This is a genomic window from Herbaspirillum sp. Her2 (genome assembly GCF_057961375.1).
Map to the genome: position 1 here is coordinate 5,536,281 of NZ_CM176331.1, position 15,378 is coordinate 5,551,658.

At 64.5% G+C, this 15,378-nt stretch carries 11 protein-coding genes and 1 tRNA gene; 5 read left to right on the plus strand and 7 right to left on the minus strand.

Features of this window, described 5'->3' with window-relative positions; genetic code table 11:
• Positions 1 to 11: 11 nt before the first annotated feature.
• Entirely contained in the window at positions 12 to 1,766 is a 1,755-nt protein-coding gene (locus ACWHXP_RS25155; protein ID WP_489634777.1) for an ArnT family glycosyltransferase, read from the minus strand.
• A 539-nt stretch (positions 1,767 to 2,305) separates the two neighbouring features.
• Between ACWHXP_RS25155 and ACWHXP_RS25160 the strand changes: the two genes are divergently transcribed.
• Positions 2,306 to 3,547 carry an MFS transporter gene (locus ACWHXP_RS25160; protein ID WP_084319844.1) on the plus strand — a complete coding sequence of 414 codons (1,242 nt, stop codon included), beginning with the start codon at positions 2,306 to 2,308 and terminating at the stop codon, positions 3,545 to 3,547.
• A gap of 18 nt (positions 3,548 to 3,565) precedes the next feature.
• Positions 3,566 to 4,099, plus strand: a complete 534-nt coding sequence (gene ssb, locus ACWHXP_RS25165; RefSeq protein WP_489634776.1) for a single-stranded DNA-binding protein — start codon at positions 3,566 to 3,568, stop codon at positions 4,097 to 4,099.
• 79 nt (positions 4,100 to 4,178) lie between these two features.
• Here the strand turns inward: ssb and ACWHXP_RS25170 are convergent, their stop codons facing one another.
• Complete coding sequence (locus ACWHXP_RS25170) at positions 4,179 to 5,342, minus strand: branched-chain amino acid ABC transporter substrate-binding protein (protein ID WP_489637755.1); 1,164 nt, start codon at positions 5,340 to 5,342, stop codon at positions 4,179 to 4,181.
• Between the two features lie 381 nt (positions 5,343 to 5,723).
• On the opposite strand from ACWHXP_RS25170, the gene ACWHXP_RS25175 reads away from it, so the two are divergent.
• Positions 5,724 to 7,400: a methyl-accepting chemotaxis protein gene (locus ACWHXP_RS25175; protein ID WP_489634774.1), complete on the plus strand. Its 1,677-nt coding sequence runs from the start codon at positions 5,724 to 5,726 to the stop codon at positions 7,398 to 7,400.
• Between the two features lie 154 nt (positions 7,401 to 7,554).
• Here the strand turns inward: ACWHXP_RS25175 and ACWHXP_RS25180 are convergent, their stop codons facing one another.
• On the minus strand, positions 7,555 to 8,643 hold the full coding sequence (locus ACWHXP_RS25180) for an ATP-binding protein (RefSeq protein ID WP_489634773.1): 1,089 nt from the start codon (positions 8,641 to 8,643) through the stop codon (positions 7,555 to 7,557).
• A 23-nt stretch (positions 8,644 to 8,666) separates the two neighbouring features.
• Entirely contained in the window at positions 8,667 to 9,407 is a 741-nt protein-coding gene (locus ACWHXP_RS25185; RefSeq protein ID WP_489634772.1) for a response regulator, read from the minus strand.
• Between the two features lie 170 nt (positions 9,408 to 9,577).
• On the opposite strand from ACWHXP_RS25185, the gene ACWHXP_RS25190 reads away from it, so the two are divergent.
• The gene (locus tag ACWHXP_RS25190; protein ID WP_489634771.1) at positions 9,578 to 12,688 is read left to right on the plus strand and encodes a multidrug efflux RND transporter permease subunit; all 3,111 of its coding nucleotides are present in this window, start codon (positions 9,578 to 9,580) and stop codon (positions 12,686 to 12,688) included.
• Positions 12,688 to 12,957: a hypothetical protein gene (locus ACWHXP_RS25195; RefSeq protein ID WP_489634770.1), complete on the plus strand. Its 270-nt coding sequence runs from the start codon at positions 12,688 to 12,690 to the stop codon at positions 12,955 to 12,957. The genes ACWHXP_RS25190 and ACWHXP_RS25195 overlap by 1 nt, the downstream gene beginning before the upstream one ends.
• A 44-nt stretch (positions 12,958 to 13,001) precedes the next feature.
• On the opposite strand, the gene ACWHXP_RS25200 is transcribed toward ACWHXP_RS25195, so the two are convergent.
• The 3 genes from ACWHXP_RS25200 to ACWHXP_RS25210 form a co-directional block, all read right to left on the minus strand.
• A complete protein-coding gene (locus tag ACWHXP_RS25200; protein ID WP_489634769.1) occupies positions 13,002 to 13,307 on the minus strand; it encodes a hypothetical protein in 306 nt (101 codons plus the stop codon).
• 206 nt (positions 13,308 to 13,513) lie between these two features.
• Positions 13,514 to 13,590 (minus strand) — tRNA-Arg (locus tag ACWHXP_RS25205).
• Positions 13,591 to 13,672: 82 nt separating this feature from the next.
• On the minus strand, positions 13,673 to 15,301 hold the full coding sequence (locus ACWHXP_RS25210) for an OpgD/OpgG family glucan biosynthesis protein (protein WP_489634768.1): 1,629 nt from the start codon (positions 15,299 to 15,301) through the stop codon (positions 13,673 to 13,675).
• Positions 15,302 to 15,378: the final 77 nt, after the last annotated feature.

Sequence of the window (15,378 nt, forward strand, 5' to 3'; positions counted from 1 at the left end):
ATCGCTTGCCCTCAGTGGGCGCGTTCGTAGATCTTGAACAACTGTCCTTCATCGCCGTCGCGGCGGCCTTCCCAGAACAGGGTCCAGTGACCATGCGGACGCTTGCCGGCGTCGGGCATCTCCTGGATCAGCCAGCGGCATGCGGTGTGGCGGCCGCTGTCGATGGGCTGGTGCAGGATGCCGGTGTAGTAGTACAGCATCGGCGCCTCCGATTCGCCCAGTGCCTGGCTGGCCATGCAATCGCCCTCTTGCCAGGCCGGACCGATCTTGGCCTGGAGATCGGCATAGACATATTCATAACTCTTGCCGTAATCGGCCCAGGGCAGCAGCAATGTGAAAGCCAGGCCCCACATCAGGGTGATCCCGCCAAACCACGAGAACGCGCCACGCCACTGGCCGGCACGGCTCAGCAGGCCCAGCGAGGCGATCCACAGGATGCTCATGGCTCCCGCGGCCAGCACGGCCAGCGGCTGGATCGGCGTCACGAAGCTCAGCGGCAGCCACTTGCCCATGAACGCGATGGGCTGGTGCTGGTCGGCCGGCCAGGTGGAGACGATGTAGGTCGCCCAGATCCCCACGGCCAGCGCCCCGAAGGCCAGGCGCGAGAACCAGTCCCACGCCAGGTTGGCCAGCGCCGGCAGGCGCGGCAGGGCGCGCGCGCCCAGCATTACCAGCGGCAGCAGTACCGGCAGCAGATAGAGCTGGCGGGCAGTGGCGGAGCTCTGCAGCACGGCCAGGCTGATGGCACCAAAGGCCAGCGGCAGCGCCACCTTGCTGGTGCCGACCTGACGCCAGTCGCCGCTGCCCAGCGCCACCAGCGCCAGTACCGAGCCAGGCAGGGCAAAGCCGCCCAGGGCGCGCAGGATCACGGTGTGGTCGTTGTCCGAGCCCAGTTTCTTGACCGAGAAGCCGAAGAAGCGGCCGACGTTGTTGTCCCAGAACCATTCCATGAACAAGGGCATGGAGTGCTGGGCCAGCAGTGCCGGCCAGATCACGAAGAAGGGCAGCGAGACCAGCACGGCGGTGCCGACCATCTTCCAGTACGAGCGCGAGCGGCAGGCCGGCACCATCACGCCGACGGCCATCGCCGTGGCGGCGAAGGTGAGCGGCACGAACAGGCCCTTGGTCATCTCGGTGATGCCCACCCCCAGGCCGAACCAGAAGGCCGCGCTCCACGCGGGCGTGCGGCGCTCCTCGTTGAGGGCGATGGCCAGCAGGCCGTAGGTGGCCATGACGCCGCCGGTGACCAGGGCCACGTCGGTGAACATGTCGTGGGCGTGCTTGACCATGCCCGGCGACCCGGCGAACAGGGCCAGGGTAGCCAGTACCGGCAGGCTCATCAGGCTGCGCTGGCCCCACATCATCTTGGCAATCCTGGCCACGAACACCAGCGTGACCAGGTTGTAGAGCACGCTGGCCAGGCGCGCGCCCTCGTGATACGGCAGCAGTGGATAGGCCAGCTTGGCCAGCAACGCGGCGGTCCAGTAGTACAGCGGCGGCTTTTCCATGAAGGGCTGGCCGGCATTGGTGGGAACCAGGTACTCGCCGGAGACCAGCATGTGATGGATCATGCCGAAGGTATAGGTCTCATCCTGTTTCCAGGGACCATGGCCGAACACGCCCGGCAGCAGCCAGGCGGCACCGGCCAGGATCAGCAGCAGCCAGGCCAGACGGGCGGGCAGGGCTTGCCCGCCGGCAGCAGAGACCGGTTGCGCAGAGCGGGAAGTGCTCGTCTTGCCTTCGTTGAGCGAATCAAATAGGAACATGCTGAATATACGGATGCGAGCGGCCTGCGCCGCCAGCGCAACAAACAAAAAACGGAAAAAAACTGAAAACCGGAGGACATCGAGGATGCGCACGACACCAGCGTGCCGCCGCATGCGGGACACCGCTTGACCTGTTCGCCATCCTCTGCGTCCGGGTTCTCCCCCCCATTACGCGTGATTGCCTTCTTTTTCTTGGCGAAGTTTATGGCCGGGCTGAAATCTTCCGTTCAGGAAGGGGCGGCTGTTATGAGCACTGCAGAAAAAATGAGCAATGCGCTATTTTGGCATAAGGTGTACCTAACATGACAGGTTTGTCAGGAAAGTTGTGAAGATTCGCGACACTCCCGTCCCGCTGTCACCATCCGGCGGGGCCGCGGAAGTTGACGCAGGACATGGAAGTGCCTCAATCCTGCGGGCCGGGAGTGCAGGGGCTGGGCGGTGCTGCCGGTCAGCCGGACTATCCTGTTACCATACGGCTTTTGCCCCGGCCGGGTTTTACTTGCAGGGCCGGGCAGTCGCCAACGCCAGTCACGAACCGTATGTCCCACCACTCCCGTTCCACCGCACAGCCTGAAAAATCCGGCATGTCGCGCGCCGAGGTGCGCGCCAGCGTTTCTCTTGCCTCCATTTTTTCCCTGCGCATGCTGGGCCTGTTCCTGGTGCTGCCGGTGTTCGCAGTGCACGCCCACAGCCTGCCCGGCGGTGACAGCGACACCCTGGTCGGCATCGCCCTGGGCATCTACGGCCTGGCGCAGGCGTTCGGCCAGATTCCTTACGGCATCGCTTCCGACCGCTACGGGCGCAAGCGCATCATCGTCATCGGGCTGCTGCTGTTTGCGCTGGGTTCCTTCGTGGCGGCCGCTGCCCACAGCGTGCTGTGGCTGCTGATCGGACGCGCGCTGCAGGGTTCGGGCGCGATTTCGGCGGCCATCACGGCCTTCATCGCCGATTCCACCCGGGAAGAACACCGCACCAAGGCCATGGCCATGGTCGGTGCCTCCATCGGCGTGACCTTTGCGGTGTCGATGGTGGCCTCGCCGCTGCTCTACAAGTCCATCGGCATGGGCGGCATCTTCGGCCTGACGGGCATCCTGTCGCTGATCGCCATCGCGGTGGTGGTGTGGGTGGTCCCGGCCGCACCGATGGTGGCGGCACGTCGCGTCTCGCTGTCCGAGGTGTTGCGCCATGCGGAGTTGCTGCGACTCAACTTTGGCGTGTTCACCCTGCACCTGACCCAGGTCGCCATGTTCATGGTGGTGCCGGCGGCGCTGGTGCAACTGGCCGGCATCCCGCTGGGGGAGCACTGGAAGATCTACCTGCCGGTGGTGCTCGCGTCCTTCGTGCTGATGCTGCCACCGATCTTCGTGGCCGAGAAATATGGCCGCATGAAACCGGTCTTCCTCGGGGCCATCGGGCTGATGCTGCTGGTGCAGCTGGGTTTCTGGGCGGTGCTGTCGCATCCGCTGGCGCAGGTGTGGATGCTGGTGGCGCTGCTGTTCCTGTTCTTCGTCGCCTTCAACATCCTGGAGGCGGCCCAGCCGTCGCTGGTGTCGCGCATCGCGCCGCCGGCTGCCAAGGGCGCGGCGCTGGGCGTCTACAACACCTTGCAGGCGCTGGGGCTTTCTTGCGGCGGCGCCTTGGGGGGCTGGCTCAAACAAAATGTGGGGAATTCCGCCGTGTTTCTCTTGTCAGCCGTCCTCACGCTGACCTGGCTTATAATCGCGGCTAACATGAAAAACCTGCCGCGCCGCGCTGCGCAGGCGGCGGGTGCAACAGCCTAAACGTATTCAGGAGAAACAATGGCATCGGTCAACAAAGTCATCATCGTCGGCAATCTCGGGCGCGATCCGGAAACCCGCTACATGCCCAACGGCGAAGCCGTCACCAACATCGCCGTCGCCACGACCGAAAGCTGGAAGGACAAGAACACCGGCGAAAAGAAGGAGCTCACCGAATGGCACCGCATCACCTTCTACCGCAAGCTCGCTGAAATCGCCGGCCAATACCTGAAGAAGGGCTCGCAGATCTACGTCGAAGGCCGCCTGCAGACCCGCAAGTGGCAGGACAAGGAAGGCGTCGAACGCTACACCACCGAAATCATCGCTGACACCATGCAGATGCTGGGCGGCCGCCAGGGTGCGGGCGGCGGTGGCGGTGGCATGGACGAAGGCGGCTACGGTGGCGGTGGCGGCGGTGGCGGCAGCTACGGCGGCGGTGCTCCGCGCCAGAGCGCCGGCGGTGGCGCAGCAGCTGGCGGTGGTGCCCCGCGCCAGCAGCCGGCCCAGCGCCCGGCGCCGAACTTCTCGGACATGGACGACGATATTCCCTTCTGATCGGACCTCGTTTCATTACGCCAGGCAGTCCAAAGGCTCGTTCCCCCCGGGAACGGGCCTTTTGCTTTGCAGGTTCCGCTTACTGGCATTTCTCGTTGATCCCCGCGCCGCGCGGAAACACGCCCACCTGCTGCCATTGCCCCCTGCTCCGATACTGGTACAGCCGGAAGCGCGGTGCCGCATTGGCACCGCCGGCCGCAAAACTGATCGGTCCGCTCAGTCCCGCATGGCGTAGCTGGCGCAAGCTGGCCGCGATCTTTTCGCCATCGGTCGAGTCGCTTTGCAGGATGGCGGCGATCAACACGCTGGCCGCGTCATAGGCATAGTAGGAATAAGGACTGGGGGCGACGTTGTAGCGCCGCATATAGGCCTGGGTGAACGCCTTCCAGCGCGGACACTGCTCACGTGCCAGTTCATATTCCAGCACGTAGGCCTGCGGCAGCGCCGCCTCGCCGAAGGACAGGCTGCTGGCCCCGCCCACCAGCAACACCTTGGCCTCCGTTCCGGAGCGCCGGACTTCCTCCATGAACGCTGCCGCCTGCGGAAACAGCGCGAGGAACACGATCACATCCGCCTGATACTGATTGGCCGCCTTGATGGTGGCATTGAAGTCAGTCGTGCGCCGGCCGACCAGATAGCGGGTGGCGGTCAGTCCCGGCCGGTTGACCAGGCGCGCGGTCAGCTCATCGGTGAGGGCATTGCTGTAAGCCGAATCATTGTGGACGACGAAGACCCGCTTGCCCTTCAGGTCGGTGGTGATCACCTCGGCCATCGACAGGCCGACCTCGGCGGTTCCACCCACGACCCGGAACGGCATGCGATTGCCCTGGTTGGTCCACTGGCTGGTGCCGGCCGTAAAGCCGATCTGCGGGATGCGGGCCGCCTCGTACAGTTCGGCCGTGGCCATGGCCGCATCGCTGCTCCAGGGCCCGATGACCCCCGCGACTTTTTCCTTGATGAAATAACGGGCGACATTCACGCCGAAATTGGCCGACCCCTGATCATCCTGGGCCAGCAGGCGAAAACGCCATGAAGCTTTCTTCCTGGCGGCCATGGCGTTGGCATCCTCCACCGCCAACTCCGCACCGTGCCAGGCACTCTGCACGATCGGCTGCGTGAGCCAGGCGCTCAGGCCCAGCGTCACCTGGCGGACTTCCTCGGCCTCGGCCGGCTGCATCGTCCACGGCTGCAAACAGGCAAGCAGGGCGAACCAGGCCGCCCTCATGATGGTGACTTTGCGCATCTCACTTCCCCCCATTCCCGGCGCAACCTGCCCGGGATCTTGATCTGTGATGGTTGTTATTTCTGCACAGGTACGCGGTCCAATATACACACCCTGGCGTGATCGGACCATGCGCCAGTGCAAGGATTGCATCCGCTCCGATCTCTGACCCCGCAAGCGTGCATCTCACCGCCAAATTCATCCCGATCAAAAAAACCAAGCTCTTCATTAAATTACATTGATTTATTGAATTCACTCAATAAAATAAATTTGGTGTTTTGTTTCCTTAAAGTATTAGATTTAATGATTTTTGCAATAGATCAAGTAATTCGAGCCACCTCAATTCGGAGCGCAGGCGGCTGGACCGTTCCGATTGCATCCACTCTTTCCAGCGGGGTTTTCATGAACGTCTCATTCATAGGCCGTTTTACCATCCGCCAGATCTTCATTTTGCTTACCGGCGTCATCAGTGCGCTCATGCTGGCCATCGCGCTGGTCGCGCTGGCGCTGGAACGCAGCGACGCCACGCTCAATGCCGCCAACGAGAGCCGCTACGCCTCGTTCCAGCTGGCCACGGAACTGCGCCAGGGTTCGGACGACCTGACCCGCCTGGCACGCACCTACGTCATCACGGCTGACCCCGCCTATGAAAAACAGTACCAGGCGATCCTCGACATCCGCGACGGCAAGAAGCCCCGCCCGGAAAACTATGGCCGCATCTACTGGGATTTCGTCGCCGCCGACGGCAAGCCGCCGCGCCCGGACAGCTCGCGCAGCGTCGCCCTGATCGCGCTGATGCGCGAGGCCGGCTTCACCGACGCCGAACTGGCCAAGCTCAGCGAAGCCAAGGCCAATTCGGATGCCCTGGTCAAGACCGAAGCGCTGGCCATGAACATGGTCAAGGGCCTCTACGAAGACGCGCAAGGCAACTTCACCCGGCGTGGCGAACCCGACCTGGTCCGTGCACGCGAACTCATGCACGACCTTGCCTACCACGTGAACAAGGCCCGGATCATGCGCCCGGTAGACCAGTTCTTCGCCATGCTGGACGCCCGCACCCTGGCCCAGGTGGAAGATGCCAGGGCGCATTCGGCCACGATGGCGCTGATCTTCTACGCCCTCATGGGGGTGGCGGTGGTGGTGCTGGCCTGTACGCTCATGCTGGTCTACAAGGCTATCCGCGATCCCCTGGCGCATGCCGCCAGGGTGGCACGCCGGGTGGCGCAGGGCGACCTGACGGCCGAGATCAGCCACCACGTCAGGGGCGAAACCGGTGAATTGCTGGAAGCCCTGCGGACGATGCAGACCGGCCTGCAAATCATCGTCACCGATGTACGCGACGGTGCCCATCGCATCGACAATTCAGCCACTGAGATCGCGGCCGGTACGCTGGATTTGTCCACCCGCACCGAGCAGCAAGCCAGTTCGCTGGAAGAAACCGCGTCCTCGATGGAAGAGATCACCTCCACCGTCAAGCAGAATGCCAGCAACGCCCTGCTGGCCAGCGAACTGGCCAGTACTGCGTCGGCGGTGGCGCAGCGCGGCGGAGCCGTGGTCTCGCAGGTGGTGGAGACGATGGGGGCCATCAATGCCTCGTCGAAGAAGATCGTCGACATCATCGGCGTGATTGACGGCATCGCGTTCCAGACCAATATCCTGGCACTCAACGCCGCCGTGGAAGCGGCCCGGGCTGGCGAGCAGGGGCGCGGTTTTGCGGTGGTCGCCAGCGAGGTGCGCAACCTGGCGCAACGCTCGGCGGCCGCCGCCAAGGAGATCAAGGAACTCATCGACAACTCGGTCTCCAAGGTCGATGCCGGCAGCACACTGGTCAACCAGGCCGGCTCCACCATGGATGAAGTCGTCGCCAGCGTACAACGCGTTACCGAAATCATTGCCGGCATCAGCTCGGCCAGCCAGGAACAGTCCGCCGGCGTGGAGCAGATCCAGCAGGCGATCAGCCAGATGGATAACGTGACCCAGCAGAATGCCGCCTTGGTGGAGCAGGCCTCGGCCGCCGCCGAGTCGATGCAGGAGCAGGCCCACAAGCTCAGCGGACTGGTCGGGACCTTCAAGACCTAGCGCAGGCGAACACGAACTCCCACTGGCGGGGGGCTGGAGGGCGATATGAAGAGAACATCAGCACGCTGCCGTCCATGCGGCCCAGGCGGGGGGGCAGGCAGCCACCGGCGTGAAGAGTAGGGCGATTTTCAGGGAGGCGTGGTGGCCTCCGGTTTCATTTCGGCCAGCGCAACTCGAAGCAGGCACCGCCCAGGGTCGAGGGTTGGCAATCCACCGTGCCGCCATGCGCGCTGGCAATGGCCCGCACTACGGCCAGTCCCAGCCCGCTACCCTTGGCGGCCGTGTCGCCGGTACGGGGCCCACGCTGGAAGGCATCGAAGATGCGCTGCGCGTCGCTGGCGGACAGGCCAGGACCGCTGTCCTCCACGCGCAGGCAATGCTGGCCATCGACGACCAGGGTACTGATGCGCAAGGGGCCCGGCGTGGCGTGTTGCAGGGCATTCTCCAGCAGCGCCAGCAGTGCCTGGCGGATGCGTACCGGGTCGCATGCCGGGCGCTCCGCGCCCAGCGCCAGGGTGAGCGTGAAACCCTTGTCGTGCAGTGCCGATTCACACGCTTTCAGCACCGTCATGATCTCCTGCCGCAGATCGGCCTGCTGCAGCTGGATGCGCAAGTGGCCGCTCTCGGCCAGCCCCACGATGCGCAAGTCCTCGATCAGCCGGCCCAGTCCTTCCACCTGCACCAGCAGGCTGGAAAAGAGCGCCGGATCGGGCTGGAACACGCCATCGGCCAGGCCCTGCAGACGCCCGCGCAGGATCGTCACCGGCGTGCGCAGCTCGTGCGCAATCGCGGCGTTCCAGAAGATGCGTTCCTGCTGCACCCGCTCCAGCCGTTCGGCCATGGCATTGAAATCGCTGATCAGTTGCGAGGCTTCGTCCAGCGGCTGCCGGTCTGCGGCGGCGCGCGCGGCCAGGTCACCCTGCGCTACACGGCGCAAACTGGTGGCCACCGAATTCAAGGGCGTGAGGATGCGGCGCGATAACCGGATGGCCACCCACACCGCGATGGCCACGCCGACGAGCGTGGTCACGAAGATCCAGCCCCATTCAGCGGGCGAGGGCAGCCAGCTGTCCGGTGCGGAGAGCGCCGTGGGCAGGAAGATGAACAGCGTCGAATAGAACGCGTAAGACCCCAGCAGCACCATCAGCATGATGGTCAGTGCCAGGATGGCGACGGAACTGATGATCTGGCGCGCCAGTCCCTTGCCGCGCCAGAGGGTCAGGAGATCGATGCCGGGTTTCATGGAGGCGTATCGGGTGCGTGCAATCAGCCGCCCTGCTGGAAGCGGTAGCCGACCCCGCGGATGCTCACCGGGATACCGGCCAGTCCGAGGTCTTCCAGCTTCTTGCGCAGCTTGCTGACGTGGCTGTCCACGGTGCGTTCCAGGGTGTCGCCCTCGGGCAGGCAGGTGGCCAGCAGTTCGGCGCGGCTGAACACGCGGCGCGGGGCGCGTGCCAGTTGTGCCAGCAGCTTGAATTCGGTCAGCGTCAGCATCAGCATGTGGCTCACGCCCTCGATTTCGGCCACCACCTCATGCTGTTCGAAATCGATCACGAAGGGCGGGGCGCGCAGGATGCGGCGGTCTTCGCGCTCCTCGCGCGGCAGGCTGCGGCGCAGTACCGCTTCCACGCGCGCGACCACTTCGGCCGGGTTGAAAGGCTTGACCACGTAGTCGTCGGCACCGATGCGCAGTCCCGTGAGCTTGTCCACGTCCTGGTCCAGCGCGGTGAGCAGGATGACCGGCGTGTTGTCGCGCTGGCGGATCTGCGCCAGCACCTGCCAGCCATTGACCTGCGGCATCTGGATATCGAGCAGCACCAGGTCCGGCTTGAGCGAGAGATGCAGCTCCAGTGCCCGCGCACCATCGGCCGCATGCACGCTGCGCATGCCGCTGCGGGCCAGGTAGGCGGCCAGGATCTCGGCGATCTCGGGTGCATCCTCGGCGATGAGGATCAGCGCACCCGTGGCCGGTGCGGCCTCGCCGGCTTTCACTTGGGTTGCCGCCATTCTTGCGTTCTCCATCAAAACTCCATCGTTGTATCGCGCAAACCTCACGCGCATGCCCCAGACTCCGCCTTCGCTCGCGATTGTACTGTCGGGCAGCACGTGCGGCAAAAAAGCCGTGGGTTGACCGGCAGGCGCTGTCCTTCGCGTGTTTCCCCCGATGGAGTTCCTGCATGCCTCGCTTCTTTATCGACCGCCCCATCTTTGCCTGGGTGGTCGCGCTGTTCATCGTGCTCTTCGGCGTGATCGCCATGAGCCAGTTGCCCATTGCCCGCTATCCCTCGGTGGCCCCGCCCAGCGTGACGATCAACGCCACCTATCCGGGGGCCACGCCGCAGACCATGAACGATGGCGTCATCAGCCTGATCGAGCGTGAGCTGTCGGGCGTGAAGAACCTGCTCTATTTCGAATCCTCGGCCGATACATCGGGCAGCGCCCAGATCACCGTGACCTTCAAGCCCGGCACCGATCCGGAACTGGCCCAGGTCGACGTGCAGAACAAGCTCAAGGCCATCGAAGCGCGCCTGCCACAAACCGTGCGCCAGAACGGCGTGACCGTGGAGTCGGCGGCCTCTGGCTTCCTGCTCATGGTCAGCCTGACCTCGGTGGACGGCCGCCATGATGAAATCCGCCTCAACGATTACCTGGCCCGCAACATCGTCGAAGAACTGCGCCGCGTCGACGGCGTAGGCCGCGTGCAGCTGTTCGGTGCCGAGCAGGCGATGCGGATCTGGATCGATCCCTTCAAGCTCAATGCCTTCGGACTGACCGTGACAGATATCAGTACAGCGGTCAGCCAGCAGAACGCACAGATTGCTCCCGGACGCCTGGGCGATACGCCAACTGTACCGGGCCAGCAGATCGCCGTTCCCCTGACAGTACAAGGACAGTTGCAGTCACCGGACCAGTTCGCTTCCATCGTGCTCAAGGCCAAGGCCGATGGTTCGCGGGTGCTGCTGGGTGACGTGGCCCGGGTCGAACTGGGCGCGCAATCCTATGCCTTCGCCAACCGTGAAGACGGCAAGCCTGCGGGCGTGGCGGCCGTACAGCTCTCGCCCGGTGCCAACGCGGTCCGCACGGCTGCGGCGATCCAGGCGCGCATGGAAGAACTGCGCCCCAGCCTGCCGCAGGGCATGCAGTTCTCGCTGCCCTACAACACCGCGCCCTTCGTCAAGATCTCCATCCAGAAAGTGGTGCAGACCCTGATCGAGGCCATGGTGCTGGTGTTCCTGGTGATGTATTTGTTCCTGCAGAACGTGCGCTATACCGTCATCCCGGCCATCGTCGCGCCCATCGCGCTGCAGGGCACGCTGGCGGTGATGCTGGTGGCCGGCTACTCGGTCAACGTGCTGACCATGTTCGGCATGGTGCTGGCCATCGGCATCATCGTCGATGACGCCATCGTGGTGGTGGAAAACGTCGAGCGCATCATGGCCGAGGAAGGCCTGGGTCCGCGCGAGGCCACCATCAAGGCGATGGGGGAGATCACCGGTGCCATCATCGGCATCACCCTGGTGCTGACCGCCGTCTTCATTCCCATGGCGCTGGCCGGGGGATCGGTGGGCGTGATCTATCGCCAGTTCTCGCTGGCCATGGCGGTATCGATCCTGTTCTCGGCCTTCCTGGCGCTGAGCCTGACGCCGGCCCTGTGCGCCACCTTGCTCAAACCGGTGGCCCCCGGCCATCACGAGAAGCGTGGTTTCTTCGGAGCCTTCAACCGTGCCTTCGCACGCCTCACGCGCCGCTATGAATCGCTGCTGGGCCGCTTGATCGCGCGCGGTCTGCGCATGATGCTGCTCTATGGCGCGCTGTCGCTGTTGCTGGTGCTGGGTTTGCGGGCGCTGCCGTCGGCCTTCCTGCCGGAGGAAGACCAGGGTTATTTCATGACCAGCTTCCAGCTGCCCGCCGATGCCACCACCGAGCGCACGGCGCGTGCCGTGGATCAGTTCGAGCGCTATCTGAAAACGCGCGAGGATATCGGTGCCAATCTGTCGGTGCTGGGATTCGGTTTCTCCGGTTCCGGCCCCAATGCGGCGATGGCTTTCACCGAACTGAAGGACTGGAAGGAGCGCAAGGGCTCCACCGCCGCCATCGAGGCCCAGCATGCGCAGGCGGCCATGGAGAACGGAGTGGATGGCATGGTCATGAGCCTGCTGCCGCCGGCCATCGAGGAGCTGGGCAATTCCTCCGGCTTTGCCATGCGCCTGCAGGACCGTGCCAACCAGGGCCACGCCGCGCTCAAGGCGGCCGAAGCGCAACTGCTGGCACTGGCGGCACAGAGCCCCAAGCTGGCCGGCGTGTATGCGGATGGCCTGCCACCGGGTGCGAGCCTGCAGCTCAATGTGGATCGCCACAAGGCGGCCGCGCTGGGCGTTTCCTTTGCCAGCATCAGCGATACGCTCTCGGCGGCCATGGGTTCCTTCTATGTAAATGATTTCCCCAATGCGGGCCGCATGCAGCAGGTCATCATTCAGGCCCAGGCGCAATCGCGCATGCAGATCGAGGACCTGATGAAGCTGTATGTGCGCAACCAGAACGGCGGGATGGTGCCGCTCTCGGAAATGGTACAAGCCCAATGGCAGGTCGTGCCGACCCAATTGCAGCGCTACCAGGGCTTCCCGGCGGTGCGCATCTCCGGCAGTGCTGCGCCGGGCGTGGCCAGTGGCGATGCCATGGCGGAGATGGAAAAGCTGGCGCAGCAACTGCCGCCCGGGTTTGCCGTGGCATGGACCGGCCAGTCCCTGCAGGAACGCCTGTCGGCGGCCCAGGCACCGATGCTGATGGCCTTGTCGATGCTGGTGGTGTTCCTGGTGCTGGCGGCCTTGTACGAGAGCTGGCGCATTCCGCTGTCGGTCATGCTGGTGGTGCCGCTGGGCTTGATCGGTGCGGTCGCAGCGGTGATCCTGCGCGACATGCCCAATGACGTGTTCTTCAAGGTCGGCATGATTACCGTCATCGGGCTCTCGGCCAAGAATGCCATCCTCATCGTCGAGTTCGCGCGCCAGTTGCGCGCCGAGGGTGCGGGCCTGGTGGAGGCGGCGATCAAGGCGGCGGTGCTGCGGTTGCGTCCCATCCTCATGACTTCGCTGGCCTTTGCGCTGGGCGTGGTGCCGCTGATGCTGGCCTCGGGCGCGAGTGCCGAGACCCAGCGCGCCATCGGCACGGGCGTGTTCGGCGGCATGGTCAGTGCCACGGTGCTGGCGGTCCTGTTCGTGCCCTTGTTCTTCGTGCTGGTGCTGGGGGCGGGACGTCGCCGCAGCGCGCAAGGCGTGCAGGAGGCATGATGTGTCCGCGCAGTGATTTGCGGCTGTATGGCCGCCGGCTCCTCAACGACCGCGAGCAGATCCACCACGCCCGGTATCGCGACTACGATATCCGCGTCATCGCGATTCAGGGGCCGCATGGCTGGGAGATGAGCCTGCGCATCTTCCACGCCGGCAAGCGCATCCTGCGTTACCGGCAGGACAGCCCCCTGTATCTCGATTTCGAGCACGCCCGCATCGCCGGCATACTGCGTGCGTACGAGATCATCGAGCGTCGATTGACGCTCTGACGGAAAAATCCCGGCCGTCAGCGAGCGCGTTCAATGTCTTTGATTTACGCGCCGACCGGCGGTGCGAAGTCGCCATCCTTGCGCGGCGGGGCATCGACCGCAGCGGCCTGGACAGGCGGTGCGCCGGCCGGATCATGGTGCTGCGTGCCGTCAGCCACGATGCTGCTTTCCTGAGCGACGGGCTGCATGTCTTCTTCACCGATGATGGCCGGTTGGCCTGAGGCGGTGTCGGCGGGCGCGGTGGCGGCACGGCGGCGGTTGAGATCTTCATAGCGGCGCAGTACCGGTTTGGCAGCGGCCAGCATGGCCAGCGAACCGGCGGCCAGCATGAGGAAGGACATCTTTTTCATTGCGGCTCCTGTGGGCATCGAGGGAAATCGATGGAATCAGATTCGGGGAGCCTTGATTATCCCCAGCCGGGCTGCGGGGGCCTGTCGGACGATGGCGCAACCCTGCGTCGGCCAGCTTTGGATTCTGTGGATGAGCTGCGCCATGCTGGCGGCAGCACAAAACAAAAAAGGGCCCATCTTGCGATGGACCCTTTTTCTACTACATATGGTGCGGCTGGCAGGAATCGAACCCACGACCCCTTGGTTCGTAGCCAAGTACTCTATCCAGCTGAGCTACAGCCGCGAAAGAACGAGATTATAAGGAGCTTTTCAAAAAAGTACAAACATTTTTTCGCAGCCCTTCAAAAAAACTATTTCACCGCATTTCAATAGACTTCCCGCGCGGCAAACGGATGGTACTGGAACAGCCAGGTCTCGCTCAATGCCTGGCCCTGATGGCGCAGGAACAGGCGCAGCTCGACCGGTTCCTCGCCGCTGGCCGTGAGATCGAACTGCGCGCGCCAGTGGCCGGGCACGCCGTTGGGCAGCGCCTCGGTATAGACATAGGAAATGCTGCCGCGCGAAGCCGTGATGACTGCTTCCGGCTTCACGCCGAAGGGCAGCCCCGCCAGCGCTTCTCCCTTGAACTCCACCATGAACTTGCGCACCTGCGGCGGCCTCGGCTGGCCCGGCTGGCCGCCACGTCCCAGGCGCGTGGCCACGCAGCGTGCCAGCGGGGTAGGGAAGGGTTCGTCCTGCTGCCAGTAGAGCCGGTAGCGCACGCGATAGGCGTTGCCGGCGCGCGCCGGTGCCTTGGGTACCCACATGGCGACGATGTTGTCGTGGATCTCGTCATCGGTGCGCAGCTCGATCAATTGCACTTCGCCTTCGCCCCAGTCGCCCACCGGTTCTACCCACAGGCTGGGGCGGCGTTCGTAATGCACGCCGTCGAGGTAATGATCGAAATCGCGGTCCCGTTGCAGCAGGCCAAAGCCGCGCAGGTGCTGGTCGCTGAAGGCCGACGACATGGTGCGCGGCGGATTGTTGAGCGGACGCCAGAGATGTTCGCCTGCGCCGTTCCAGATCGCCAGTCCGTCCGAGTCATGCACCTCCGGCCGCCAGTCCGCGCCGGTGCCCTTCACCGTTTCCGAGAACCAGTACATCGAGGTGGCCGGGGCCAGGCCCAGGCGCGCCACGTCGCGCCGCAGGAACAGCGACTTGTCGATCTCCATGTGCACGCCGCCGCCTTGCTTGCGCTGCATGGCGAAGCGATAGGCACCCGTGATGCTGGGCCCATCGAGCAGGGCATACACCACCACCGTATCGCTGCCCGGGGCGGAGGGTTCGAAGAAGAATTGCGTGAAGTCGGGAAATTCTTCAGGCCGGTCGGCCTGGGCCACATCGACGGCGATGCCGCGCGCCGACAGGCCGTACTGGTACAGGTCGCCGATGGCGCGGAAATAGGAGGCACCGAGGAAGGCCACCCAGTCATTGGTATGCCAGTCCTTCTCCTTCTGGTCGGCCAGGCGGCTTTCCTGGAAGCGGAAACCGGCGAAGCCGCTGCCTGCCGGAAGCTGATGGGCGGGGCTGTCGGCCGGCATGTCGAAATAGTCATCGCGGTAAGACACTTCGCGCGACTGTACCGGTACAGTGCCATCGCCCTGACCAGCAAGGATGAACATCCGTACCGGTACACGGAAGAACTTGCCGAGGTGGAAGAAGGTCACCGGATACGCGCCGGGCCCCTGGGCGAAGAGCGCATCGGCAGTCTTGAAGCGGATCTTGCCGTGGGCTTCGTAGTCGATCTTGTCCAGCACCTCGGCCGGCACGGCCGGCGGGGCCTGGTAGGGCGTGCGGGCCATGTCGCGGGCGCGGGCGATCAGGCTGTCGAAGGAAAACGGCTGCGCACGGCCCAGGCGCAAGCCCTGCGCCGCCAGCGCACGCGGCGAGAGGCCGAGGGCGGCCAATGCCGAAGCGGCACTGGCGGCGGCGAGGAATTGACGGCGGCTGGGCATGCGATGTTCTCCTGTGAAGCGGTCCGGGGCAAGACGAACTCTACAGAGTGAAGCCTGCCGTGCTTGGTTCCTGCGTA

Bases quoted from the DNA above. Each gene is read 5' to 3' on its own strand.
- ACWHXP_RS25200 (WP_489634769.1), bottom strand. From the start codon at position 13,307: ATGAAAAAGATGTCCTTCCTCATGCTGGCCGCCGGTTCGCTGGCCATG.
- ACWHXP_RS25170 (WP_489637755.1), bottom strand. From the start codon at position 5,342: ATGCGCAAAGTCACCATCATGAGGGCGGCCTGGTTCGCCCTGCTTGCC.
- ACWHXP_RS25160 (WP_084319844.1), top strand. From the start codon at position 2,306: ATGTCCCACCACTCCCGTTCCACCGCACAGCCTGAAAAATCCGGCATG.
- ACWHXP_RS25155 (WP_489634777.1), bottom strand. From the start codon at position 1,766: ATGTTCCTATTTGATTCGCTCAACGAAGGCAAGACGAGCACTTCCCGC.
- ACWHXP_RS25190 (WP_489634771.1), top strand. From the start codon at position 9,578: ATGCCTCGCTTCTTTATCGACCGCCCCATCTTTGCCTGGGTGGTCGCG.
- ACWHXP_RS25175 (WP_489634774.1), top strand. From the start codon at position 5,724: ATGAACGTCTCATTCATAGGCCGTTTTACCATCCGCCAGATCTTCATT.
- ssb (WP_489634776.1), top strand. From the start codon at position 3,566: ATGGCATCGGTCAACAAAGTCATCATCGTCGGCAATCTCGGGCGCGAT.
- ACWHXP_RS25210 (WP_489634768.1), bottom strand. From the start codon at position 15,301: ATGCCCAGCCGCCGTCAATTCCTCGCCGCCGCCAGTGCCGCTTCGGCA.
- ACWHXP_RS25180 (WP_489634773.1), bottom strand. From the start codon at position 8,643: ATGAAACCCGGCATCGATCTCCTGACCCTCTGGCGCGGCAAGGGACTG.
- ACWHXP_RS25185 (WP_489634772.1), bottom strand. From the start codon at position 9,407: ATGGCGGCAACCCAAGTGAAAGCCGGCGAGGCCGCACCGGCCACGGGT.
- ACWHXP_RS25195 (WP_489634770.1), top strand. From the start codon at position 12,688: ATGTGTCCGCGCAGTGATTTGCGGCTGTATGGCCGCCGGCTCCTCAAC.